The sequence below is a fragment of the Pseudomonas sp. PDM24 genome (genome assembly GCF_019218905.1).
Classification (GTDB): Bacteria; Pseudomonadota; Gammaproteobacteria; order Pseudomonadales; family Pseudomonadaceae; genus Aquipseudomonas.
On sequence record NZ_JAHUWR010000001.1, the window covers coordinates 1,220,849 to 1,243,977 of the forward strand.

Sequence of the window (23,129 nt, forward strand, 5' to 3'; positions counted from 1 at the left end):
ACTCGTGACAAATCACATTGGTTGACTTTTCGTGTCGTGGCCGGCACGTTGGACGCTTACAAGGTGTTATTTCGGATCCATGGAGGTTAAGCGCGGTTTTGTGAAAGGAACATGAAAAACCGGTAGGCGAATCGTTTATCTGAAGCTCATACAGCCACTGTTCAGACTTCTGCCGTTTATTGCGATTTTTATAGGAAAAGACTTACAGATGTGTCCGCGTTATAGGACTTGTGTTGCATTGCTTAGTTGTTTTGTTGAACTTTATTCATTTCAAGGCCGTTTCATTGATTGACTTACCTGCTACTGAATCCAGCATTTCCAAAGCCAACCCGTTAACCCTGTACCTGGCGCGTCTGGCACCATCCAGCCAGTTGACCATGCGTTATGTATTGCAGGACGCCGCCGACCGTCTGGACTTCGAAGACATGAACATCGAAGAGATTCCCTGGCATCAACTGCAGCCCGAGGATGTCGTTGCACTGGTGGCGACCTTGCGCGAAGACGGCTACGCGCCCAATACCTCGTCGCTCTACGTTAATGCGGTGCGCGGGGTGATGAACGAAGCGTGGCGCATGAGCCTGATCAGTCAGGAGCATCTGCTGAAAATGCGTTCGGTCAAAGGCATTGCCGGCACGCGACTGTCCCAGGGGCGCAACCTCAAGCGCACCTTGATTCGCGACTTGATGGAGGTCTGCGCCGCCGATCCACGGCCACAAGGGCTACGGGATGCGGCAATCATCGGGATTCTGTACGGTTCGGGGATGCGCAAATCGGAGTCGGTGAATCTGGATCTCGCCCAGGTGGATTTCACCGAGCGCAGCCTGTGCGTCACCGCCAAGGGCAACAAACAGCTGATCAAGTACGCGCCAGCCTGGGCCTTCGCCAAACTGGATGCGTGGCTGGAGTTGCGGCGTTCGCAGTTAAAGGAGGGCGAGACGGATGATCCGTTCCTGTTCAACCGCATCCGCCGTGGCAGCCACATTACCCGCGAGCGCATCACCAAGCATGCGATCTACTACATTGCCCGGCAACGCGGTGCGCAAGTCGGGGTGAAAATCATGCCGCACGATTTTAGGCGGTCGTTCATCACCCGAGTGATTGAAGAGCACGACCTGTCGATCGCGCAGAAACTGGCCCACCACAGCAACATCCAGACCACGGCCAATTACGATGTGCGCGACGACAATGAACGCCGTCGGGCGGTCGATCGCTTCGATTTGTGACCGCCATCAGAACGCCGAAGGAATGCCGGTTAAAACACAGAACCTGTGGGAGCGTGGCTTGCCCGCGAAGAACGATGACGCGTAGTACCTGAAAAACTGCGGTGCCTTCTTCGCGGGCAAGCCACGCTCCCACAGGATTTTCGTCGCTCAAATTTCTTAACTTACCGGCATTACGGTGAAGGACATCCTTTTTGCGAGCCGATCGCCTGGCTAATGGCGGCAGCTAACCGTTTCACATTGTTCTGATGGGCGAGCACCAGCTCATCGATGCTCGGGCCGGCGGGGGTCTGCAACGTGCTGCGACAGGTGATCAGCGCAGCATCGCCGGGACTTAGACTGCGCAGGCGCCATTTGACGTCGATCAGCGCGTATTGACCGGGGATCGAATCAAAGCGCTGCACGTCCAGTCGCAACGACACTCTGCGTTGCAGATTGCTGGTGACCAGTTGATCGACCAAGGCGCTGCGCAATTCATCCACCAGACTCGCCGCCCACCATTCGGTTTCGAGGATCGCCAGGCCACTGTTACCTTGGCGAATGACAATCTGCGGCCGATCGACCTGGGGCGGCACCGTGATGCCTTCGATCTGAATCTCCGCGCCGCCGCTTGCGCCGCTCAGTTGGGTCGGGGTCAGGGTATGGAACTGAATCGGATCGCTGCGGCAAGCGGAGAGCAATAACAGCGCAGTGACCAGCGAGATCTTCAGCGGGAAAGCCATGGGTATTTGCTCCTGTGGTCAGTTGCGCGGTGGCGCCTTCAAATCCATTGGTGCGGCGTTGTCGGGACGACCGCGAATCAGTGATTCCGGATGCCGGCCCAGGTAATCCGAGAGTTCACGCAAGGAGCGTGACATGCGCCCGAGTTCGTCCAGGGTCTGGGTCAACTGCTCCCGTTGCGGCGAATCATCGGCCAAGGTCGAACTGGCCGATTGCAAGGCCTTGCTGACGTCCCCCAAGGTGGTCTGCACGCCGGGCAGGGTCCTGGCGTTGAACTGTACGAGGCCCTTGCGCAGTTCGACGAGGTTGCTGTCGAGATTGCCGGCAATGCGGTCGATCGGTAGCTGGTTGATCTTGTTGATCATGTTTTCCAGTTTTTCCTGCAACTGCTCGAGGCTGCCAGGAATGGTGGGGATGGTGACGGGGCGGGCGGTTGGATCGAACACGACTTTCTCTGCGTCGGGGTAGAAGTCGAGCGCGATGTAGAGCTGGCCGGTCAACAGATTGCCGCTACGGGCCTGGGCCCGCAGGCCGCTTTCGATGAAGCTGCCCATCAGCCGCACACCAGCGGCTTCGTCATTAGGGTCATGCTTCAAGGCCTCGAGCATTTTGGTATGAGCCTGACCGAGGCGTTGCGGGTAGATCACGATGCCGACATTGACCGGGAAGCTGCGCTTTTTCGCGTCGAAATCCAGATTGACCGAGACGACTCTGCCAAATTCGATGCCGAGGAACTCCACCGGCGCGTCGATCTTCAGCCCGCGCAAGGCCTGATCGAAGCGCAAACTCAGGAACTGCCCCTTGCCAAAGGGGGGCGCGAGGGCGGTTTGTTGGTCTTCGAACAGGTCGAAGGCTTTATTCTCGCTGGCCGGCTGATCATTGGGGCTGTATTCCGGCGCGCGAAACGCGATGCCGCCCACCAGCAACGAAGACAGGGATTCGGTATTCACCGCAAAACCATTGGCCCCCACGCTCACATCGATACCACTGGCGTTCCAGAACCGGGTGTTCTGCGTGACGAAGACGTCATTGGGCGAATGCACGAAAATTTCGATGTTCACCCCTTTGCCGTCGGCATCCAGCGCATACGCCACCACTTGCCCGACTGGAATCTTGCGGTAATAGACGGGGGAGCCAATGTCCAGCGAGCCCAGGTCCTGGGTGCGCAGCATGAAGCGCTTGCCCGGCTCGCCATAGGTAATGGGCGGCGGGTTTTCCAGACCAATGAAGTGTTTGGAACGGGCATTGGCCACGCCGATGTCGGCGCCAATGTAATCGCCTGACAGCAGGGTATCGATGCCCGAGACACCGCCGGCACCAATGCGCGGTCGCACGACCCAGAATTGCGAATCTTCGCGGGTGAAGTTTTCAGCCTGTTTGTCGAGTTTGATCGTGGCGTTAACGCTTTTCTGATCGTTGCTCAGCTTCACTTCAGAGACATGGCCGATGACCACGTTGCGGTATTTGACCTCGGTCTTGTTGGCCGTAAGACCGCTACCGGTCTTGAACGTGACGGTGATGGTCGGGCCTTCCTGCATCATGCTGTGTATCACCAGGGAGATCCCCACCAGCACCGCAACGATCGGCACAATCCACACCAGCGAAACGCTGAAGCGACGGGTCTTGATACTGGCCTGGCCGGGGTCTTGCGGCCCATCAGTGGCTTGCGACTTCATCCATGACCTCCTCGTTGGGTGGGTTATGCCGCTCGTTATCCCGCTTTTCATCCCAGATCAGCCGCGGATCGAAACTCATGGCAGACAGCATGGTGAATACCACCACCAGACCAAAAAACAGAATACCCAGGCGCGGTTGAATATCGCCCAGGGCCTGGAATTTCACCAGCGCGGCGACTAGCGCAACAACAATCACATCGAGCATCGACCAGTACCCGATCAGCTCGACGAAACGGTAAAGCTTCGAACGCTCCTTGCGCGCCCAAAGGCTGCCGCGTTGCACGGTGATCAGCAGCAGGGAGAGGGCAACGAACTTGACGCCTGGTACCGCGATGCTGGCGATGAAAATGATCAGGGCAATGTCCCACGCACCGTGTGCCCAGAACTCCAGCACGCCGCTCATGATGGTGCTGTCGGAGCCGTTGCCGAACAGACTGGTGTTCATCACCGGGAGCAGATTGGCCGGGACATAGAACACCAGCGAGGTCAGCAAGTAGGCCCATGTGCGGGTCAATGAGTTGGCTTTGCGAGCATGCAGGGGCGCGCCGCAGCGTGGGCATTCGTGAGGGTTATCGGTGATGTCGCAGGCCAGACCGCAGCTATGGCACAGGCACAGGTTGAGTTCGCTGGCGAGCGGTGGCCTGTTCATAAGGTGTCCCACAATTCACGGACATCGCGCCCGGCGATGCGGATCAGTAGCAGGCTGAGGACAGCCAGGGCAAACAGGCCAAGGCCGGGTATTACATCGAGCATACCTGCCAGTTTGAACACCGCCACCATTGCCCCCAGCAGACACACCTCGAGCATGCTCCAGGGCCTGAGGGTTTCCAGCCAGCGCATGCACAGCTTGAAGCCTGGCGAGCGCTGATGCCCGAGGGCGAAGCTCAGGACCCAGATCAGCAACACCAGTTGAAACAGAGGCGCGATGATGATGGATATCGCCGCCACCAGCGCAATAAAGGTGATCGGCCCCTGGCTCAACGCCAATACCGAATCCCATAGCGTCGCACTGTTTTTCAGGCCCTTGAGGCTGATGCTCATGACGGGATAGAAGTTGGCGAAAATCCACAGCACCGTTGCCGTGAAGGCCAAGGCCAGACGCTGCTCCACCGACAGTCCGTTATAACGCTGCAGCACGCCGCCGCAGCAGGTACACAGGGCTTTCTGATGTTTGGCGAGCGTGACTTTTTCATACACGCAGTCGCAGTGCTCGCAGATGATCAGTTGGTCAGTCGTAGCCATAGGCCGCACTCGCCAGGAGGCAGGAAAGTCAGAGCACTCCCTCAATATAGAAGTGACTTGCGATTGAGCAAATTAAAAGACCGATCAAGAGGACGGGGACATAAAGTCTGATCGACCGTGTCATCGTTCTTCGCGAGCAAGCCCGCTCCCACATTCGACCGCATTCCTTTGAGAGAACTCGGTCAATTGTGGGAGCGGGCTTGCTCGCGAAGACGGCCTGACATTCAACCAATAAGTGGCTGACATGTCGCCCTCGCGAGTAAACCAGTACCCACGATGGCACCCCCTTCAGCCGAGCAATTCGCGCAGGCGATACCAGAACATGCCGAGGGCCAGCAGCGGTGAACGCAGGGCTTTTCCACCGGGGAAGGTCATGTGCGGGACGGCGCTGAACACATCGAGGCCCTTGCTGTGCCCGGCATGAATCGCTTCGGCCAGCAACCGTGCGCACCAGTGGGTCACGTTCAGGCCATGACCGGAGTAACCCTGGGCGTAGAACACGTTCGGGTACTGGCTCAACCGCCCGGCCTGGGGAAAGCGGTTGGCGGTGATGCCGATCATGCCGCCCCATTGATAGTCGATGCGCACGTCCGCCAACTGTGGGAAGACCTTGAGCATTTTTGGCCGCATATAAGCGCCGATATCCTCCGGATCGCGCCCGGAATAATGACAGGCACCGCCAAACAGCAAGCGTCGATCCGCCGAAAGCCGGTAGTAATCGAGGCCGACTTTCTGGTCGCACAGCGCCAGGTTCTGCGGGATCAATTGCGCGGCAACCTCAGGTGCCAAAGGCTCGGTGGCGATGATGTAACTGCCTGCCGGTAAAACCTTGCCGCTCAGGCGTGGTTCGAGTTCTTCCAGGTGCGCATTACAACCCAGCACCAGACTGCCGGCGCGAACCGTGCCGCCGGCGCAACGAACCTGCACGGTGCTGCCATGGATCAACTCCAGCACCGGGCTTTGTTCGAATATTCGCACCCCGAGGGATTCGGCAACGCGCGCTTCGCCAAGCACCAGATTCAGCGGATGCAAATGACCCGAACCCATGTCGATCAGGCCGCCGGCATAAACATCGGAGCCCACCACTTGCTGGCGGATCTGCTCGGGGCCGACAAGTCGGGTTTCATGGCGGTAACCCAGTTCGGCAAGGTTTTGCAGTTCCGCCTTGAACGCCTCGTACTGCGCCGGGGTGTTGGCCAGCTCGCAGAAGCCCCAGCGGAGGTCGCAATCGATCCCATGCTCACGGATGCGATTGCCCACCAGTTCCACTGATTCGATGCCTGCACGCTCTAAATAGCGCACACCGTCCTGGCCGACATAACGGGCGAAACCTTCGACGTCATGACCGATGCCGCGGATCAACTGCCCGCCATTACGCCCACTGGCGCCCCAACCGATCCGCCGGCCTTCCAGCAGAATCACCGAGAGCCCGCGCTGCGCCAGTTCGATCGCGGTATTGACCCCGGTAAAGCCGCCGCCCACCACGCAGACATCGGCCTCAAGATCCGAGCCCAGCGCGGGGTAAGGTGTCATGCCCTTGGCCGATGCAGCGTAATAGGAATGAGCGTGTTCGTTGTCGTACTGATTCATTGGTTGGACTTCACTTTGCTCCAGGAGCGGGTCATCAGACGCATGATCGGCTGGGGCGGGGTGGTGGAGATGTAGAGTTTGTCGAGCACTTCCTGAGGAGGATAGACCTCTGGATTATTGACCAGCTCCGGGTCCATGTATTGCTTGGCCGCCGGGTTTGGATTGGCGTAACCGACCGACGCGCTGACCTTGGCGATTACCTGTGGATCCAGCAGGTTGTTGACGAACGAGTGAGCCTCTTTCGGGTTGCTGGCGTCGGCAGGAATCGCCAACAGGTCGAACCACAGGTTGCTGCCTTCCTTGGGGATCGAGTAGGCGATGTTTACGCCGTTCTTCGCTTCCTTGGCGCGGTTCGCCGCCTGGAACACATCGCCCGAATAGCCGAACGCGACGCAAATGTCGCCATTGGCCAGGTCCGACACGTACTTGGACGAATGGAAATAGGTGATGTAAGGCCGGATGGTCAGCAGTTTGGCTTCGGCCTTTTTAAAGTCCTCGGGGTTTTCGCTGCGTGGGTCCATGCCCATGTAGTTCAGGACCGCCGGGAACACTTCATCGGCCGAATCCATCATCGACACGCCGCACTGACTGAGCTTCTTCAGGTTCTCTGGCTCGAAAAACACCGCCCAGGAATCGATGCGATCGATGCCCAGCACTTGCTTGACCTTGTCGACGTTGTAGCCAATACCGTTGGTACCCCACAGGTACGGCACCGAATGTTCATTGCCCGGATCGTTTTTTTCCAGCAAGGCCAGCAGTTTCGGGTCGAGGTTTTTCCAGTTGGGCAGCTGCGAGCGATCCAGTTTGAGGAACGCGCCGGCCTTCACTTGGCGTGCGAGGAAGTGATTGGAGGGCACCACCACGTCATAACCTGTACGGCCGGCGAGCAGTTTGCCCTCCAGGGTTTCGTTGGAATCGAATACGTCGTAGATCACTTTGGTCCCGGTTTTTGCCTGGAAGTCGGCGAGGGTGGTCTCACCGATGTAATCGGTCCAGTTGTAGACGCTCACACTTGATTGAGCGTGTGCAGTTACGCTGAAGAGCAAGGCCAGCGAGGTCGGAACCACGGATTTCAATAGACGCATATCGACACCTCTTGGAGTTATTGGATTTTTGTGGGAGCGGGCTTGCTCGCGAAGGCGATTTCACATTCAACATTGAAGTCGCCTTACACGCCGCCTTCGCGAGCAAGCCCGCTCCCACAGGGGGTTGTGATCTCATGTGGGAACGAGGTTTTAGACGCTAAGCAACAGAAACTCGCGCTCCCAGGAGCTGATCACGCGCTTGAAGTTCTCGTGTTCGGCCCGTTTGACCGCGACGTAACCCCGGACGAATTTGCTCCCCAGATAACGCTCGATGGTTTCGCACTCTTCCATGCGCGTCAGTGCGTCCTCGATGGTGATCGGCAGGCGCAGATTGCGCCGCTCGTAGGCACGGCCCTGCACGGCAGCACTCGGCTCGACCTTTTCGACCATGCCCAGATAACCGCACAACAGGCTCGCGGCAATCGCCAGATAAGGGTTGGCATCGGCACCCGGCAAGCGGTTTTCCACGCGCATGGCGTCGGGGCTGGAGGTCGGTACGCGCAGGCCGACGGTGCGGTTTTCTTCGCCCCATTCAACGTTGACCGGCGCCGAGGTGTCGGGCAGGAAGCGGCGGAACGAATTGACGTTGGGCGCAAACATCGGCAGCACTTTGGGAATGTATTTTTGCAAGCCGCCGATGTGGTGCAGGAACAGTTCGCTCATCTGCCCGTCGGCATCGGCGAAAATCGGCTGGCCGGTGGCAATGTCCACCACGCTCTGGTGCAGGTGCATGGCACTGCCGGGCTCGTCGCCGATGGGTTTGGCCATGAAGGTCGCGGTGACGTTGTGCTTGAGTGCCGCTTCGCGCAGGGTGCGTTTGAACACGGTGATCTGGTCCGCCAGGTCCAGCGCGTCGCCGTGACGGAAATTGATTTCCATCTGCGCCGGACCGTCTTCGTGGATCAGCGTGTCGAGGTCCAGGCCCTGGAGTTCGCACCAGTCGTAAACGTCTTCAAACAGTGGATCGAATTCGTTGGCGGCGTCGATGGAGAACGACTGACGACCGCTTTCCGCTCGGCCGGAGCGTCCCAGTGGCGCTTTGAGCGGCAAGTCCGGGTCTTCGCAGCGCTGGGTCAGGTAGAACTCCATTTCTGGCGCGACAATCGGCTTCCAGCCTTTGTCGGTGTAGAGCTGCAGCACTTTCTTCAGCACGTTGCGCGGCGACAGTTCGATGGGATTGCCGAACTTGTCGAACGTGTCATGGATCACGATGGCGGTGGGTTCGATGGCCCATGGAATGACGTAAACCGCATCGGCGACGGGCTTGCAGACCATGTCGATGTCCGCCGGGTCGAGCAGGTCGTAGTAGATGTCGTCGTCAACAAAGTCCCCGGTTACCGTTTGCAACAGCACACTTTCCGGCAGGCGCATGCCTCGCTCATGCAGGAATTTGTTGGTGGGTGCAATCTTGCCGCGAGCGATGCCGGTCAAGTCGCTGACCACACACTCGACCTCGGTAATCTTGTGATCTTTCAGCCACGTGAACAGCTGATCGAAAGGGGCATTCATAAAAACCTCATTATTGGTTTGATTAACGCCGGGGAGGGACGCGGCTTCATCCACCGAACACTTCCCCTGTGGCGCGTTGACGACTATCTTGGGTGAGCCTTGCCGTTCCATCTATCCACTTTGAACAAGCACAGAGCGCACCAAAAGAGTGCGTAAGGCACCCCATGACAGCGTGCAATCCATTGCAGGTTCAAGCGTTCAACACCGCCGACGTGGCCGAGCAAATCCGCGCCACACCGGGTTGGGTGCAGCACTATCAGCAAATGTCCCCGGGGCATTTCGCCGGAAGGGTGCGCTATCTGGATTTGCAAGGCGTCGAGATTTACGAGGAACAGATGAACACCCGGGTCGAGCAGAATTTCAGCGCCCCGCAAGGCTCGCTGGCGTTCTGTTTCGATCGCAGCGACAACTCGCTGTACGTGTTGAACGGTGAAAGCCGCAATATCTGGATTACCCCGGAGAACTACCAGGAAATCGCCGTGGTGTTCGGTCCGGCATTCGTTCAGCGCCATGGCCTGGACGTGGCGCGGCTCGAAGGCTTGTTCATGTCGCCGCTCAATTCAGGTCAGAACGCACTGTTCAGCCGCTGGTTGAGCGGGACGTTGACGCGGCTGACGCAGACGCTGGATCCGCCGAGCAAAGAGGCGTTGACCCAGCAACTGTTGGAGGACTGTTTGTACATCCTCGATAACGCCTGTGTGTGCCTGGATCGCGCAGGTTTACAGCGCCGGGCGGAGGAGCGAACGATCATGAAACGCGTCGCCGAATGGGCCGCCGATACACCCGAAGAAACCCTCAATTTGCTGGAGCTGTCTCAGGTGGCCGGGGTTTCGCTGCGTCAGTTGCAGCATGCGTTCAAGGCGTATACCGCAATGACACCCACGCATTGGTTGCGCTTGCGTCGGCTCAACAGCGCGCGCCGCGAATTGCTCAGGCGAACGGCCGGGGAAACCACGGTCGCGCAAGTGGCGATGAATTGGTCGTTCTGGCATTTGGGACGGTTTTCCAGCAGTTATCGAGCGTTATTCCAGGAACTTCCCAGCCAAACACTGGCCCGCAAACACAGTGGACCGTGTCGGAGAACATCATGAGTCGGTTAACGTCTTTCAGCCTGTGTGCCGTCATGTCGATGGTCTATACGCCGGTTCAGGCCGAAACGGTCGTGCCCTTGAACGGGCAGAGCTCGCAACAAATCCAGCTGGACATCGACGATTGCAGCAACGTCACGGCCAGCCAGAGCACCTCTGGCCCGCCAGCCTCGGAGGGTGCTGCGGTGGATGCTACGCAGGTACTTGGACGTCAACATGACGAGTTTTATGAGCCGGTCGAGGTCGATGTGAAACAGCACTATCACGGCTGCCTGCAAGGGCGGGGTTATCAGGTCACTCCGTGAGCTGAGTGACACGTGGATTGCGCTGCCGCCGATCAAGTAGGTGGACCATCAGCAAGGCATAGAGCGTGAGGGCGATAAACAATCCCATGCGCACGGCGAAGGCGGTATAGACGTCTTTCCCGGCGAGGCTGTCCTGAACCGACTGACCCAGCAGGATGATCAGCGTGACCAGGCTGTTGAGCCAGAACCCCGGGGTTTGTCGGGTCGGGCTCAGGGCATAGAGCTTGCGCGCCAACAGCAAGCCGAACAGCAGCATCCACAGAAAGAACATCCACAGGTGCACAAACAGGCTGAGTGCGCACCAGAACCCAACAGCCAAAAGGCCACCCATGAAGGTCGAACCGAGCAATTCATGAGCTGCGTTGCGCGTCGTTGTCGTCGAACTCTGTTGGCCAAGACTGACCGCTTTCAAGATGATCGGCAGATAGCTCGCCGGGTCGATCAGGGCCAACAGGAATGCCGGTATGACAATGAGGGTTGCACGCAGTGCAACCCTGCTAACTTCTTGCGCCGGCAAAGCGCTGGCGGCGGGTGGGGAAGGCGCATTGGCGGGGTCGGGAAACAGCCAGTGACTAATCCCCACAACGAGAACGGCGAGGATCAAGCCCTTGACCAGGGCACCGATGACCATCATCGCCAGATCGAACTCGGCGACGCCGGCCGAAGAAATCATCGTCAGGCCAATGATCATGAAGGTCATGATCAAGGCGTTGCCGCCGCGCAGGCCAAAACCAAACGCCAGGAACATACTGACGCCAATCAGCAGCACGCCGGTAATCGGGTAGTAACGCAGGATCGGAATCAACAACAGGCCGACGCCGGTGGTTAACATCGCAGCCAGAGCGAGAATCAATCCGGCCTTCAATGGCAGCGGCCGATTGAGGGAAGCCAACAGCAACACGGCCAGCACCGGCGCGAGAAAAGGGATCGGCAAGCCCAGGCCGAAGCTGGTCGCCAGGCACAATGCGGTGCCTGTGCCCATACGCAACGCACGCTGAACCCGGGGCGTGCGCTGGGTAGGCACGCCCTTAATAGGCATAGCTCAGCCAGCTCATTAGCCCCACGAACAAACGACCGAGCAGGTTCAATGGGTTGTCTTGAGTCGGGAATGCCATCACTTCAGCCTGCCCACCGGCACGGATGGCGCGGCTGGCGAACAGCGTTTTCCTTGAGTCCTCGGAGAACTCGATAATCACTGGAAAACGCTGGGCCGGACGCAGCCAGTCGCGGCTGTTCTGCACACTGGGAAGGCTGCCGGGCGCAGTACTCTGACCGACGCTGACACCGTAGCCGACACTGCGCACACGCCCCTCGAAAACCCTCCCCGGCAGGGCATCCAGCACGATCGAAACAGGGGTGCCGACCTCGACCAGGCCAAGGTTGTTTTCGGTCATGTCTGCGCTGATCCACACATCGTGGATGGCAATCAGGGTCATGACCGGGCTGCCGGCAGTGGCGAACTGTCCGACATCGGTGCGCAGATCGGTGATCAGTCCCGCCGACCGTGCGTGAATCTGCGTGTTGGACAAGTCCAGTTCAGCTTTTGACAACGCCGTGGCGGCGCTGCGCAACAGCGCGTTGTCTTCTTCGCTGCCGCCTTCCTGTTCCCGTGCCCGCTGGACTTCGGCACGGGCTGCGGCGACCTGACTGATGGCCTGCTCACGGCTGGCCCGAGAGACTTCCAGCAGGCGCACGGAAATCGTGCCAGGGTCTTCGCGGTACAAACCTTCAAGGCGCTGATTGTCCTGCCGCGCCTTGAGTTCATTGGCTTGGGCGGCGCGCAAATTGGCTTGAGCCGAAGCAATGCCGGCCGTGCTGGCACCGATCTGCCGGCGTGTCGATTCAAGGTCTGCGCGTGCGCGGTCGACAGCTATTTGATAGGGCTGCTGATCCACTTCAAACAGCACATCGCCCGCCTTGACGTCCTGGTTGTTGCGCACATTCACACGGATCACCTGGCCCGCCACTTCGGAGGCCACCGGAATGACAAAGGCGCCCACCCGAGCCTGTTGCGTATACGGTGTGAAACGGTCAGCCAACAAGTACCAGGCCAGGCTGAGGACGATCAGCAGCATCACCCACTTGATGCCTTTTTTTGCAGGATCGGCGGCAGGCTCGGATGCCTTGGGGGAAGGCGCCTCAGTGACGGGCGGCGAGGGTTCAGTCATCGGCTTTAACCTTCTGGCTCGGGATAAGAGGCTTGCGAAGGGGCTGGCTCATTCAACAGGTTGCCCCAGTCGGTGCGTTGTTCCATTTGCTGACGAGTGTTTTGATCGACTGTCGGCTGGGCGCTGTACCACCCGCCGCCAAGGGCTTTGTACAGGGCGATCAGGTTGCTCACGGCATTACTGCGGCTGAGCAGGTAATTGTCCTGCTGTTCGAGCAATGCGCGTTGAGCGTCCAGCACGCGCTGGAAGTCCGAGTAACCTTCCCGGTATTGGGTGCTGGCCAGGCTCAACGAACGCGCGGCGGCGACCTGTGCTTCACCCAGGATGCGCTCGCGTTCCAGTGATTTGATCAGGCTGCTGGCGGCATCATCGGCCTCTCGTGCGGCCTGGCGGACTTTGTCGCGATAAACCTCAATCAGCTGCTGCAACCGCGCATCCTGTATGCGCACGTTGTTGCTGATCTGGCCGTGGTCAAACAGGTTCCAGCGCAAACTGGGACCGCCGATCAGGTCCAGGCTGTTGGAGGTGCCGCTCAACGTATCGGTGGTCCAGACGATGCTGCCCAGCAAGGTCAGCGACGGATAAAAGTCGGTTTGTGCCACACCGATCAGTGCCGACTGGGCCGCGACATTGAGCTCGGCGGCACGCACGTCCGGTCGACGCAACAACAGGTTGGCCGGCACGTCTTGCAGCACGGCTTGGTCCACCAGCGGGATCAGTCCCTCGTTTTCAAGCAATTGGGGCAGGGCGCTGGGTGGCTGTCCGATCAGCACAGCCAACGCGTTACGGGTGCGCACTACTTGCGCCTCAAAATCCGGAATGCTGCTCAAGGTGCCCAGGTATTGGGTCTTGGCTTGTTGCAAGTCGAGTTCGGCGCTCTGGCCACTGTTGAACAGTTTTTCGGTGATCTCAAAGTTGCGCTTTTGCTGTTCGGCGTTTTCTCGGGCGACGCGCAAACGCGCTTCGGTGGTGCGCAACGAAAAGTAGGTATCGGCCACCTGAGCACGCAACAGTACTAGAACGTCTTCATAGTTGGCTTGGGCCGCGAAGTAACTGGCATCGGAGGACTCGATGGCTCGACTGAAACGCCCCCAGAAGTCCAGTTCCCAGCCGACATCAAAGCCCGCGCTGTGTTGCCAGAAGTGGCTGTCTTGCGGGTTGCTGCCACCGGACTGCTTGCGGTTGAAGTACAAGCTGTCGGCGCTGGCCTGTTGCAGCTGCGGATAACGCCCGCTTTGCGCAATGCCCAACCGGGCACGGGCTTCCATGACGCGGAGGCCGGCAATTTTCAGGTTGGAATTGTGCGCATCCGATTCGGCGATCAGCGCGTCGAGGACCGGGTCGGCGAACACTTGCCACCATTGGCGAATGTCGGGGCTCAGGCTTCGTTGGCTGGCTTGCTCAAGCGCGGGGCTGCTCCAGAGTTTTGTCCAGGCCTCGCCGGGGGGCTGAAAATCCGGCCCCAGACGGACACAGCCGCCAAGGCCAAGGACGAGCAGCAGAAGCAGTGGACCGGAGCGCGTCAGCATCGGTGCACTGATCGTAGATCTTGGGACAACGTCATCCGAACATCCCCAATATTGAATGCCTGGGCAAGATTCTGTAGGAGCGAGCGGTGCGGCGATCCGACTTGCCCGCGAAGAATGCACCGCGGTTTTTAAGGCATTACGCGTCATCGTTCTTCGCGGGCAAGCCTCGCTCCTACAGGATTTGGTTTCGCTTAGGTTAGTACAGCTCGGAGAAATACAAGGTCATGTTGAATGATCCGGGATCGACTAACTGCTACGCTTCTGAAGATCCATTAATCCCGGCCAAAAAATGAAGGTTAAGAAGACCATGAGCAACCCTCAGGATGACAACGCACCTAGTTCCGCTGGTTGGCGCTTCAAACTGGGCATCGCGATTATCTGTTTGATGCTGGGATCCTGGCTGATGGTGCCTATCGCTGCCGCACTGGATGTGCCCGGCTCAAAGATCGCGGCACTGACAGGCGTTTTGTTTATCAGTAACAAGGTTCTGTTGATTCTGGTCATAGCCATTATGGGCAAATCCGGCTTTCAGCAGCTCAAACGCAGCATGTTCGGTTACGTCTCCACACTTGCACCGGCAGACGTGGAAGTAGGCCCGGCTCGCCATAGAATCGGCCTCGTGATGTTTTGCCTGCCGCTGATCTCGGCATTTCTCGAACCTTACATAGATACTATCTGGCCGGGGCTGAGGCCCAATATCTGGCAGCTCCAGGCGCTGGGCGATGCCATGTTGATCGGCAGCTTTTTCGTGCTGGGGGGGAATTTCTGGGACAAGGTACGTGCGTTGTTTATTCGCACGGCACGTGTCGTTAATACGGGCGCGGTGTGAATCGCCTCTAACGCGAAATGATCCCGTGATCGATCGCGTACTTTACAAGTGCGGCGGGTTTGTCGATGTTGAGCTTGCGACGGATGCTCAGGCGATGAGTTTCTACAGTCCGCACACTGATATCCAGTTCGCGAGCCATTTCCTTGTTGTTCAGCCCCTGAGCCATCTTGTACAGCACCTGGCTTTCGCGCGGAGTCAGCTCGTTGTCGGTACTTTTATCGGCGATGAGCCGCTGTGCGATCTCGGCACTGTAGAACGTCCCGCCGCTGACAATGGCTTCGATTGCCGCAATGATTTCCCGTGAAGGCGCATTCTTCAGCACATAGCCGCTGGCACCCGAGCGAACGGATTCACTCACGTATTCATAGTTGTCGTACATGCTCAGCACCAACACCTTGAGCGACGGGTATTGGCTGCGTAACAACCGCGTCAGCTCAAGGCCATTGAAGTCCTTCAGGCTGATGTCGACCAGCAACAGATCCGGCTGGCAGCGCCCGACCATTTCAATGGCATCGGCGCCATTCTCGGCTTCTCCCACCACTTCCAGCTGCGTCATGACCGCCAGCAGCGATTTGATTCCGTCGCGGACCAGGGAGTGATCGTCAACCAGGGCGACGCGGATCGGGTAGGGCAGGTTCATCGCAGGCATTCACTCTAATTGTTATGGGTTGAGTCAGTGTTCTGTACCGGGCATTTTCATCGGCAGCAGCACGTCCAGCTCACTTCTTCCCGGCATCGAGGTCAGGTCGAATCGACCGCCAAAATGCTCGACACGTTCACGGATGTTGCGCAGGCCAATGCCCGCGTGACGACGTTCGACTTGGGCGACGTTGAAACCGATGCCGTCATCGACCACTGTCAAACGTACGGACTTTTCAGAACCGTGCAGGGTAATGATGACGTTTTTTGCTTGTGCGTGGCGTTCGATATTGGTCAGGCCTTCTTGCACGATGCGAAACAACGAGACGGCGGCGCCATCGACCAGATGACAGTCGAATTCGTTATCGTTGAAAGTCACGACCAGACCGCTGCGCTGCTCGAATTCTGCGGCGAGTTGACCGATTGCCGCCGGCAGGCCGAGGGTGTCGAGCAGCGACGAGCGCAGGTCGTGAGAGAGGCTGCGAACTTCGCCAATCGCATCCCCGAGGCGCTCCGTGGCGTCTCTTAAAATGCTCAATCCCTTGTCTTGTCCATTCTCCAGCACATGGCTGGCCAGTTCGAACTGAAACTTGATAGACACCAGTAGCTGGCTGATGCCGTCGTGCAGCTCTCGGGAAACCCTCGACCGTTCTTCCTCCTGCAGGCTGACAATGCGTTGGGTCAGGCGCTGGAGTTTTTTGTCGGCCAGGCGATGCTCGCTGACGTTCAACGTCATGCCGCTGGCGAAGACAAACAGCACCGCCACAAGGGCCACCGCGGCAATGGCCAGCATGGTTTTGCGGATGCCCTGAGCCACCTCGTCACGGGCCTGTCGGGTGGCGCGTTCAACGTCTTCAAGGTAGATGCCGGTGCCGAGCATCCAGCCCCAACGGTCCAGCATCACCACGTAAGCGAGCTTGTCGGTCACTTGGCCGGAAGAGGGTTTGTTCCAGGCGTAACGTTGAAAACCTTCGCCCGATTGCGCACTTTTAAGCAACGCCTGGATCACCGGCAAACCGTGAGGGTCGGTCATGTCCCACAGGTATTTGCCCACCAGCTCTGACTGGCGCGCGTGCATCAGGCTGCGACCTTCGCGGTCGTAGACGAAGAAGTAGCCGTTGATGCCAAAGCTGAGCTTGCGCAGTTCTTCGAGCACTTGTTGCTGCGCGCGCGCGTCACCCCGGCCGTTGTCGTACAGCGGCGCGATCAGGCTCTGGGCCATTTCGACGTAGTTTTTCAGTTCTGCGCGCTTGCTGGCCAGAATGCTGTCTTCGATCAGTTGCGCCTGTTGATCACCCAGTTGGCGGTTCAGGGAAATCACCAGCGCGCAGATGACCGCGATCGCCAACACCAGCGGCAGGATCCCGAGCGCGACGATTTTGTGTTTGAGCTGCATCTCTACTCCTGGCCAGACCGAGGGAAGGCGAAGGCCAGGCATCATATGCCAAAGATACGCGCCTCCAGTAGCGGTGCTGGACAGAATGACCTGCGGCTGTGATGAAAACGCAGAACCTTGTGGGAGCGGGCTTGCTCGCGAAGGCGGTCTGTCAGTCAACGGTGATGTTGAATGTACTGGCCTCTTCGCGAGCAAGCCCGCTCCCACAGGTTTTGTATTTCATCTGACAGATCAGCGTCATCTACGTAGAACTACGTAGACGCCACGTACGTAGTAACGCGGATTTATTTGTCGACAGCATGGGCGGATATTGGGCCCGCTCCGCACTGCGGACACAATTATAATAATTACCGCCGCAGCTACTGGCTGTCGGCAGGAGACACGCTATGCCCCGTCTGGCTAAACACCTCGCCTGGTTTGCCGTGGCTGTCCTGGGAGCGTTTGCGCTAAGTGTCGTGGCCCTGCGCCGCGGCGAAGCCATCAACGCCCTCTGGATCGTAGTCGCAGCAGTCGCTATTTATCTGGTCGCATACCGCTATTACAGCCTGTTCATCGCCACCAAGGTGATGCAGCTCGATCCCAATCGAGCCACTCCCGCCGTACTCAACAATGATGGTCTGGACTACGTACCGACCAACAAACACGTACTTTTCGGACACCACTTCGCAGCGATCGCTGGCGCAGGGCCGCTGGTAGGCCCGGTCTTGGCGGCGCAGATGGGCTACCTGCCCGGTACGCTGTGGCTGATCGCCGGCGTGGTGCTGGCCGGTGCGGTTCAGGACTTCATGGTCCTGTTCATGTCCACCCGCCGTAACGGCCGTTCCCTGGGCGACATGGTCCGTGAAGAAATGGGCCGCATCCCCGGGACCATCGCGCTGTTTGGCTGCTTCCTGATCATGATCATCATCCTCGCGGTGCTGGCGCTGATTGTGGTCAAGGCCCTGGCCGAAAGCCCTTGGGGCATTTTCACGGTGATGGCGACCATCCCGATCGCGATGTTCATGGGCATCTACATGCGCTACATCCGCCCGGGCCGCATCGGTGAAATCTCGGTGATCGGCGTGGCACTGCTGCTGGGTTCGATCTGGCTGGGCGGGCAGATTGCTGCTGACCCGGTGTGGGCCAAGGCGTTCACCTTCACTGGAATCCAGATCACCTGGATGCTGATTGGCTACGGTTTCGTCGCGGCGGTACTGCCGGTGTGGCTGATTCTGGCGCCGCGTGACTACCTGTCGACCTTCCTCAAAATCGGCACCATCGTTGCGCTGGCGATCGGCATTCTGATCACCATGCCCGACCTGAAAATGCCGGCATTGACCCAGTTCATCGATGGCACCGGGCCGGTATGGAAAGGTGGGTTGTTCCCGTTCCTGTTCATCACCATTGCCTGTGGCGCGGTGTCCGGTTTCCACGCACTGATTGCTTCCGGCACCACGCCGAAGTTGCTTGCCAATGAAGGTCATGCCCGTTACATCGGTTACGGCGGCATGCTGATGGAATCCTTCGTCGCCATCATGGCCATGGTGGCTGCGTCGGTGATCGAGCCAGGCGTGTACTTTGCGATGAACAGCCCGGCGGCCCTTGTCGGCGCGGATGCTGTTTCAGTGGCGCAGACGGTCAGCAGTTGGGGTTTTGCAATTACCCCGGAAGCGCTGCAAGCAGTGGCCAAGGACATCGGTGAAACCACCATCCTGGCCCGGGCCGGTGGTGCGCCGACCCTGGCGGTTGGTATCGCGCAGATCCTGCATCAACTTCTGCCGGGTGAAAACACCATGGCGTTCTGGTACCACTTCGCGATCCTGTTCGAAGCGTTGTTCATCCTGACGGCGGTGGATGCCGGCACCCGTGCCGGGCGTTTCATGCTGCAGGATTTGCTCGGCTCCTTCGTGCCAGCGCTCAAGCGCACCGAATCCTGGACCGCCAACCTGATCGCAACCGCCGGTTGCGTGGCGATGTGGGGTTACCTGCTGTATCAAGGCGTGATCGATCCGCTGGGCGGGATCAACACCTTGTGGCCACTGTTCGGCATCTCCAACCAGATGCTGGCGGGTATCGCGCTGATGCTGGCAACTGTCGTATTGATCAAAATGAAGCGCCAACGCTACGTCTGGGTCACCATGCTGCCAGCGGTGTGGCTGCTGATCTGCACCACCACCGCAGGCTTCATCAAGCTGTTCGACGCCAACCCGGCAATCGGCTTCCTGGCGCTGGCGAAAAAGTACAGCGACGCCTTGGCCAACGGCCAGGTCCTCGCGCCGGCCAAAAGCATCGAGCAGATGCAGCACGTCATCTACAACGCCTACACCAACGCAACGTTGACCGCGCTGTTTTTGCTCGTGGTGTTCAGCATCCTGTTCTTTGCACTCAAGGTCGGTATAGGCGCCTGGGGCACCAAAGAACGTACGGATAAAGAAGCGCCGTTCCAGGCTTTGCCGGATGCTTGATGGAGGAGGGTGCCCATGTTCAATGACCTGAGTCGCCTCGGTAAATACCTCGGTCAGGCCGCGCGCCTGATGGTCGGTATGCCCGACTACGACACTTACGTCGAGCATATGCAAACCAAACACCCGGACAAACCGCTGATGAGTTACGAAGTGTTCTTTCGCGAACGCCAGGAAGCTCGTTACGGCAGCAAGGCGGGACCGAAGTGCTGTTGATGCGAAACATTTAAGCGGTATTTTGCTTTAGAAGCCCGGCCTGCCGGCGATAGCGATCTTCGAGACGCTATCGTTGGCAGGCCGGGCTTTTTTTTGTTGTTGTACTTTCTGATATTGGCCGAATTCCTCCTTGAAGCGGGCGAAACACTCCATGACCTTTTGCTTGTTTTCAAGCAAATAGCCCTCTTTGAAGTACACCGTAGCGATCAATTCCAGCCTGATGACTGGGGTGTTATCCGGCAATTCAAAGGCTAGGTCAGGAGCCTTCTCGTTTAATCTTTCCGGTCTGACGCGCACCTTCAAAAACAAGCCTGCCTCCTGCGGGCAGGCTTTGAAGCTAGATGTCCGACGGTGATGTATTCAATGGGATGATGCGCTCATTTCAGGCGTAAAACCTTGAACCCATGGGTATCTGGCCGAACATCAACACTACCTGCTTCCTCTGGTTGCCCTTTTTCCGCGAAGTAGTCATAAACCAGGAACTTTCCTGGGACCTCGTTCCCGATATTTGGAATGACCAACCGCATTTGCTCTTGTCCAAGATAAAGCCAGCGGGGCAGGGACTTCTCTGCAAAATCGATTCGTTCGATCGAATGACTGACGGGGTTTTTGCGTAAAACAACACCTTTCAAATACGGTGAGCCGTAGTTGAGCGCAAATATAAAGCTGGAGGAAATACACTTTGCCAGGACCACCTGCCCGACAAAGTCGGTATCAGGCATGTCCGTAAATGCAGTCTGTGTTTTCTGATCGAGCTTAAGAAATAAGCGCTGACCCTTGGCAGTTGACTCGGCCAGTAAGGACACCTGTGTTCCATCAGACAAAGGGCAGCCGAGAATTGACTTGGGCGGCTCTGCATAGGCAGCCCCTATAAACAAGACAGTGATTAAATACAGCCGCACGGTTTTCATTTTATATTATCCCTGAGTACGGTCTGTTTTCTCGAGAACTGTTTTTCGTTGAATTAGTGGCGTATATACATCGTGATACCACTCGTCTACATCGTGTCGATTTGGCATTACCTTATTCAATAAGAGTTCATAAAGCGTGTCATCACCTTTTATCTGCTGTGTTTGGTTCGCTGTAATTGCATGCGGTAAGAAAGGCGGAGGAGATGATAAGCCAATAAAATTTCATTGCGCGCTCGCCTAGGCGGAGAGCCTCGCCGCTCTGGTCGAACTGGACATCAAGGTCGCGGTGTTTGACCCGGTGCTTTGTTGCAATCTGTTGACGGTTGCTCAGCAGCGGATGATGGTGTGGAAGGCGCCGGTCTGAGGTCACCGCATTACAAACAAGCCAGTCTCTCGTGGACGCTGGCTTGTTTGCGGGACGCACTGAAACCTAAGCCGTTCTCAAGTTACTGCTACTCGCTTGAGGAATCATCGCTAGCTGGACCTCGACTTTGTTTTCTTTTTTTGCCATCCAGCGATCGACGTTGATTTTATGTTCCGGCGACTGGGTGGCAGAGCCGTAAATATCTTCGGGGGTCAGTTTAAGGAAACTCAAGGCATGCAGCCGTTGCCGGGCTGTATTCAACCGACCTATTTCCGCTCTCAGTAAACTTGCTTCTCGCTGGTTCGCCTGACGGTCATATTGAAAGGCGTTGTTCAGTTCGGCTTCCTTCGTCTTCAAACGGTCCTGCATTTCTTGCAGTTGATAGTAGACCTGATCGTACTCAGTCTTGGTCACCACCGTGGTTCCGCTTTCCTGGGTTTGCTGCCAGCGGCGCAATGTTGCCCAGGCGTACGGAATGTAGGAGGGCACCATGTAGTGATCACTCATGTGGAACAGTTGCTGCACAAAAGCGGCACGGTCGGGCAAGTCTCCGAACTTTTTCAATGCTTTGGTGCAGGCAGCCTCTTCGATGGAGTCGCAACCTGGATCCCAGAGAACGGCGGATTGCTCACGTCCTTTAAACTGGACGGGCATGAAGTGGTGCAAATTACCGTGGTGCTCGTATGGCGAACCGCCCGTTCGCGACAGGCCGATAGCGAAAATAAGTGCGCCTAAAGGGGCGGTGACAAAACTGATGATAACGCCGGGCACCCAGATACTTTTGCGAGTGTTCATCCATGGCGCGGGAACACTTGGGATCGGGTCGTTGTTGTTGACCATGCGGTGATGGGCCAGTTCTGCAGCGCCGTTGACGAAGTCGGCATCGCCGGCTCGTGGGGAACCGTAGGTGTAGAGAAGGACGTTGTATTTTTTACTCTTACGTCTCAGCGCTTCTGCGAGCAAAGTTGCAATGGCTCCACCAAGGCTGTGACCGCAAATAATGATCTTTTGATCTACGTAGAATTGATCGAGGTAGGTCAGAACAAACTTACTCATTGCCTGATAGGCATCGTAAAAGCCTTGGTGCGCTTTACCAACGCCGTCCTCGAATGGGACTTGCTCTGCATCGGTGTCTCGCAAGAAATCCGCACCTTCCAAGGTTCCTCGGACGGCGATCAGTATGACTTCGTCGTGGTGAGTGATGAACGCTTGGGTATCACTGCCGCCCTTGACTTTGCCATCATCGAAGAAGTGAAGTTTGGCGGGGTGCTCTTGTTTTTCGCCTAAATCAGATTTGTTTTGGTCATACAGTGTCGGGTCGAACGGCAGGATCTCGAAGCGCTTCGAGTACGGTACATCTTCATAAAGCGGATAGTAGGCTGATGTTTGGGCTGCATTGACTTTCCAAGACTCCCTGAAACTGGCAAGGCTATTGCCAAACATGTATCCGACGCTCGGTTCCAATGGGAACGATACAGTGTCGAAAGGCTTTTCGGCTGGTTCTTGACCAAAATTGCTGTAACTCAAGCTGGCAAATAAAGACAGTTGATACAAGTTCAAGGCGCTGAACGTTTTGTCTTTCGATAGCATGGGGCGGAAAGCCCGTAGCGGACGCACTTCAAGAACCGTGTGTTTGTCTGGAAGAAGAACAACGCCCCGTAATTCTGTTTTTTCCGGACCAAATCCGAGGTCACCCATTACCTTAAGGAGGTTGTAGTTTGGCGGATGCGCGCTTTTTGAAAGGGGAGGAAGATGAGCGAATTTCTCAACCAAATCTCTCACTTCGACATGAAAGAACTGGTCTGCTTTTGCTTTTGCAGGGTTGTTTTCAACTCGCAGACCGTCCTTGCGCAGGAAGCGGGTTTTTTCGGCCCGCACCTGTAATTCGGTAATTTTTAGCGGGTAGCTTGGTCGTGTCATTAACCATTTATAATCCTTTTCGTCTCCTTTATAGGTACTATCAACAGTGAGGACTACGGGCCCTTCGTAATTGTCACAAACTTTGGCGAAGCCTTCAGAATCTAAAATTCCTTCATGAGATTGTTCGGTACTATCTACAAGTTTGTACGCTAAACCTGCATAGGGTCTACCATTCCCTGATTCATCCACCAGTTGAAAGCTAACCCAAGTGCCCCTGAGTGGGCAGGCTTGTTTAGTGTCAGTCAGTAGCGGTTGTACTGGTTTCTTTGCCGGCATGTGTG

At 57.4% G+C, this 23,129-nt stretch carries 21 protein-coding genes; 6 read left to right on the top strand and 15 right to left on the bottom strand.

Annotated features, from left to right (window positions below; all coding sequences use genetic code 11):
• Positions 1 to 284 precede the first annotated feature (284 nt).
• A complete protein-coding gene (gene xerC / locus KW837_RS05610) occupies positions 285 to 1,223 on the top strand; it encodes a tyrosine recombinase XerC (protein ID WP_371317105.1) in 939 nt (312 codons plus the stop codon).
• Between the two features lie 170 nt (positions 1,224 to 1,393).
• Here the strand turns inward: xerC and KW837_RS05615 are convergent, their stop codons facing one another.
• The 7 genes from KW837_RS05615 to KW837_RS05645 all read right to left on the bottom strand — a co-directional run bounded on the left by KW837_RS05615 (position 1,394) and on the right by KW837_RS05645 (position 9,042).
• A complete protein-coding gene (locus KW837_RS05615) occupies positions 1,394 to 1,942 on the bottom strand; it encodes a membrane integrity-associated transporter subunit PqiC (RefSeq protein ID WP_218394820.1) in 549 nt (182 codons plus the stop codon).
• A gap of 18 nt (positions 1,943 to 1,960) precedes the next feature.
• The gene (locus KW837_RS05620; protein WP_218394821.1) at positions 1,961 to 3,616 is read right to left on the bottom strand and encodes an intermembrane transport protein PqiB; all 1,656 of its coding nucleotides are present in this window, start codon (positions 3,614 to 3,616) and stop codon (positions 1,961 to 1,963) included.
• Positions 3,597 to 4,265, bottom strand: coding sequence for a paraquat-inducible protein A (locus KW837_RS05625; RefSeq protein ID WP_218394822.1), 669 nt, complete (start codon positions 4,263 to 4,265; stop codon positions 3,597 to 3,599). The genes KW837_RS05620 and KW837_RS05625 overlap by 20 nt, the downstream gene beginning before the upstream one ends.
• A complete protein-coding gene (locus KW837_RS05630; RefSeq protein ID WP_218394823.1) occupies positions 4,262 to 4,858 on the bottom strand; it encodes a paraquat-inducible protein A in 597 nt (198 codons plus the stop codon). Before KW837_RS05630 ends, KW837_RS05625 begins: the two co-directional genes overlap by 4 nt.
• A gap of 288 nt (positions 4,859 to 5,146) precedes the next feature.
• Complete coding sequence (locus tag KW837_RS05635) at positions 5,147 to 6,448, bottom strand: FAD-binding oxidoreductase (RefSeq protein WP_218394824.1); 1,302 nt, start codon at positions 6,446 to 6,448, stop codon at positions 5,147 to 5,149.
• Positions 6,445 to 7,533 carry a polyamine ABC transporter substrate-binding protein gene (locus tag KW837_RS05640; protein ID WP_218394825.1) on the bottom strand — a complete coding sequence of 363 codons (1,089 nt, stop codon included), beginning with the start codon at positions 7,531 to 7,533 and terminating at the stop codon, positions 6,445 to 6,447. The genes KW837_RS05635 and KW837_RS05640 overlap by 4 nt, the downstream gene beginning before the upstream one ends.
• Before the next feature lie 150 nt (positions 7,534 to 7,683).
• On the bottom strand, positions 7,684 to 9,042 hold the full coding sequence (locus KW837_RS05645; RefSeq protein WP_007900282.1) for a glutamine synthetase family protein: 1,359 nt from the start codon (positions 9,040 to 9,042) through the stop codon (positions 7,684 to 7,686).
• Between the two features lie 164 nt (positions 9,043 to 9,206).
• Between KW837_RS05645 and KW837_RS05650 the strand changes: the two genes are divergently transcribed.
• Positions 9,207 to 10,133, top strand: coding sequence for a helix-turn-helix domain-containing protein (locus KW837_RS05650; RefSeq protein WP_218394826.1), 927 nt, complete (start codon positions 9,207 to 9,209; stop codon positions 10,131 to 10,133).
• The gene (locus KW837_RS05655) at positions 10,130 to 10,435 is read left to right on the top strand and encodes a hypothetical protein (RefSeq protein WP_218394827.1); all 306 of its coding nucleotides are present in this window, start codon (positions 10,130 to 10,132) and stop codon (positions 10,433 to 10,435) included. The genes KW837_RS05650 and KW837_RS05655 overlap by 4 nt, the downstream gene beginning before the upstream one ends.
• Here KW837_RS05655 and KW837_RS05660 read toward each other — a convergent pair.
• From KW837_RS05660 to KW837_RS05670, 3 genes are read right to left on the bottom strand one after another with little or no spacing between them, the layout of a single operon-like run.
• Positions 10,425 to 11,474, bottom strand: coding sequence for a DUF2955 domain-containing protein (locus tag KW837_RS05660; protein ID WP_192343013.1), 1,050 nt, complete (start codon positions 11,472 to 11,474; stop codon positions 10,425 to 10,427). The genes KW837_RS05655 and KW837_RS05660 overlap by 11 nt on opposite strands.
• Entirely contained in the window at positions 11,464 to 12,603 is a 1,140-nt protein-coding gene (locus KW837_RS05665; protein WP_218394828.1) for an HlyD family secretion protein, read from the bottom strand. The genes KW837_RS05660 and KW837_RS05665 overlap by 11 nt, the downstream gene beginning before the upstream one ends.
• Positions 12,604 to 12,608: 5 nt before the next feature.
• A complete protein-coding gene (locus tag KW837_RS05670; protein WP_218394829.1) occupies positions 12,609 to 14,132 on the bottom strand; it encodes an efflux transporter outer membrane subunit in 1,524 nt (507 codons plus the stop codon).
• A 307-nt stretch (positions 14,133 to 14,439) separates the two neighbouring features.
• Between KW837_RS05670 and KW837_RS05675 the strand changes: the two genes are divergently transcribed.
• Positions 14,440 to 14,961 (top strand): transporter suffix domain-containing protein, encoded by a 522-nt coding sequence (locus KW837_RS05675; protein ID WP_218394830.1) that lies wholly within the window; start codon positions 14,440 to 14,442, stop codon positions 14,959 to 14,961.
• Between the two features lie 7 nt (positions 14,962 to 14,968).
• Here the strand turns inward: KW837_RS05675 and KW837_RS05680 are convergent, their stop codons facing one another.
• Entirely contained in the window at positions 14,969 to 15,601 is a 633-nt protein-coding gene (locus KW837_RS05680; RefSeq protein ID WP_218394831.1) for a response regulator transcription factor, read from the bottom strand.
• 33 nt (positions 15,602 to 15,634) lie between these two features.
• Positions 15,635 to 16,996 (bottom strand): cache domain-containing protein, encoded by a 1,362-nt coding sequence (locus tag KW837_RS05685; RefSeq protein ID WP_218394832.1) that lies wholly within the window; start codon positions 16,994 to 16,996, stop codon positions 15,635 to 15,637.
• A 386-nt stretch (positions 16,997 to 17,382) separates the two neighbouring features.
• Here KW837_RS05685 and KW837_RS05690 point away from each other — a divergent pair, with 386 nt between their 5' ends.
• Positions 17,383 to 19,440, top strand: a complete 2,058-nt coding sequence (locus tag KW837_RS05690; protein WP_218394833.1) for a carbon starvation CstA family protein — start codon at positions 17,383 to 17,385, stop codon at positions 19,438 to 19,440.
• Between the two features lie 15 nt (positions 19,441 to 19,455).
• The gene (locus KW837_RS05695) at positions 19,456 to 19,653 is read left to right on the top strand and encodes a YbdD/YjiX family protein (RefSeq protein WP_008069978.1); all 198 of its coding nucleotides are present in this window, start codon (positions 19,456 to 19,458) and stop codon (positions 19,651 to 19,653) included.
• Positions 19,654 to 19,680: 27 nt separating this feature from the next.
• Here the strand turns inward: KW837_RS05695 and KW837_RS05700 are convergent, their stop codons facing one another.
• The 3 genes from KW837_RS05700 to KW837_RS05710 all read right to left on the bottom strand — a co-directional run bounded on the left by KW837_RS05700 (position 19,681) and on the right by KW837_RS05710 (position 23,124).
• The gene (locus tag KW837_RS05700; protein WP_256348534.1) at positions 19,681 to 19,962 is read right to left on the bottom strand and encodes a hypothetical protein; all 282 of its coding nucleotides are present in this window, start codon (positions 19,960 to 19,962) and stop codon (positions 19,681 to 19,683) included.
• A 68-nt stretch (positions 19,963 to 20,030) separates the two neighbouring features.
• On the bottom strand, positions 20,031 to 20,564 hold the full coding sequence (locus KW837_RS05705; protein WP_218394834.1) for a hypothetical protein: 534 nt from the start codon (positions 20,562 to 20,564) through the stop codon (positions 20,031 to 20,033).
• Between the two features lie 430 nt (positions 20,565 to 20,994).
• Complete coding sequence (locus KW837_RS05710; protein WP_218394835.1) at positions 20,995 to 23,124, bottom strand: lipase family protein; 2,130 nt, start codon at positions 23,122 to 23,124, stop codon at positions 20,995 to 20,997.
• Between the last annotated feature and the right edge of the window lie 5 nt (positions 23,125 to 23,129).

Excerpts from the sequence above, each read along its gene's own strand:
- KW837_RS05615 (WP_218394820.1), bottom strand. The coding sequence starts at position 1,942 with ATGGCTTTCCCGCTGAAGATCTCGCTGGTCACTGCGCTGTTATTGCTC.
- KW837_RS05620 (WP_218394821.1), bottom strand. The coding sequence starts at position 3,616 with ATGAAGTCGCAAGCCACTGATGGGCCGCAAGACCCCGGCCAGGCCAGT.
- KW837_RS05625 (WP_218394822.1), bottom strand. The coding sequence starts at position 4,265 with ATGAACAGGCCACCGCTCGCCAGCGAACTCAACCTGTGCCTGTGCCAT.
- KW837_RS05630 (WP_218394823.1), bottom strand. The coding sequence starts at position 4,858 with ATGGCTACGACTGACCAACTGATCATCTGCGAGCACTGCGACTGCGTG.
- KW837_RS05635 (WP_218394824.1), bottom strand. The coding sequence starts at position 6,448 with ATGAATCAGTACGACAACGAACACGCTCATTCCTATTACGCTGCATCG.
- KW837_RS05640 (WP_218394825.1), bottom strand. The coding sequence starts at position 7,533 with ATGCGTCTATTGAAATCCGTGGTTCCGACCTCGCTGGCCTTGCTCTTC.
- KW837_RS05645 (WP_007900282.1), bottom strand. The coding sequence starts at position 9,042 with ATGAATGCCCCTTTCGATCAGCTGTTCACGTGGCTGAAAGATCACAAG.
- KW837_RS05650 (WP_218394826.1), top strand. The coding sequence starts at position 9,207 with ATGACAGCGTGCAATCCATTGCAGGTTCAAGCGTTCAACACCGCCGAC.
- KW837_RS05655 (WP_218394827.1), top strand. The coding sequence starts at position 10,130 with ATGAGTCGGTTAACGTCTTTCAGCCTGTGTGCCGTCATGTCGATGGTC.
- KW837_RS05660 (WP_192343013.1), bottom strand. The coding sequence starts at position 11,474 with ATGCCTATTAAGGGCGTGCCTACCCAGCGCACGCCCCGGGTTCAGCGT.
- KW837_RS05665 (WP_218394828.1), bottom strand. The coding sequence starts at position 12,603 with ATGACTGAACCCTCGCCGCCCGTCACTGAGGCGCCTTCCCCCAAGGCA.
- KW837_RS05670 (WP_218394829.1), bottom strand. The coding sequence starts at position 14,132 with ATGCTGACGCGCTCCGGTCCACTGCTTCTGCTGCTCGTCCTTGGCCTT.
- KW837_RS05675 (WP_218394830.1), top strand. The coding sequence starts at position 14,440 with ATGAGCAACCCTCAGGATGACAACGCACCTAGTTCCGCTGGTTGGCGC.
- KW837_RS05680 (WP_218394831.1), bottom strand. The coding sequence starts at position 15,601 with ATGAACCTGCCCTACCCGATCCGCGTCGCCCTGGTTGACGATCACTCC.
- KW837_RS05685 (WP_218394832.1), bottom strand. The coding sequence starts at position 16,996 with ATGCAGCTCAAACACAAAATCGTCGCGCTCGGGATCCTGCCGCTGGTG.
- KW837_RS05690 (WP_218394833.1), top strand. The coding sequence starts at position 17,383 with ATGCCCCGTCTGGCTAAACACCTCGCCTGGTTTGCCGTGGCTGTCCTG.
- KW837_RS05695 (WP_008069978.1), top strand. The coding sequence starts at position 19,456 with ATGTTCAATGACCTGAGTCGCCTCGGTAAATACCTCGGTCAGGCCGCG.
- KW837_RS05705 (WP_218394834.1), bottom strand. The coding sequence starts at position 20,564 with ATGAAAACCGTGCGGCTGTATTTAATCACTGTCTTGTTTATAGGGGCT.
- KW837_RS05710 (WP_218394835.1), bottom strand. The coding sequence starts at position 23,124 with ATGCCGGCAAAGAAACCAGTACAACCGCTACTGACTGACACTAAACAA.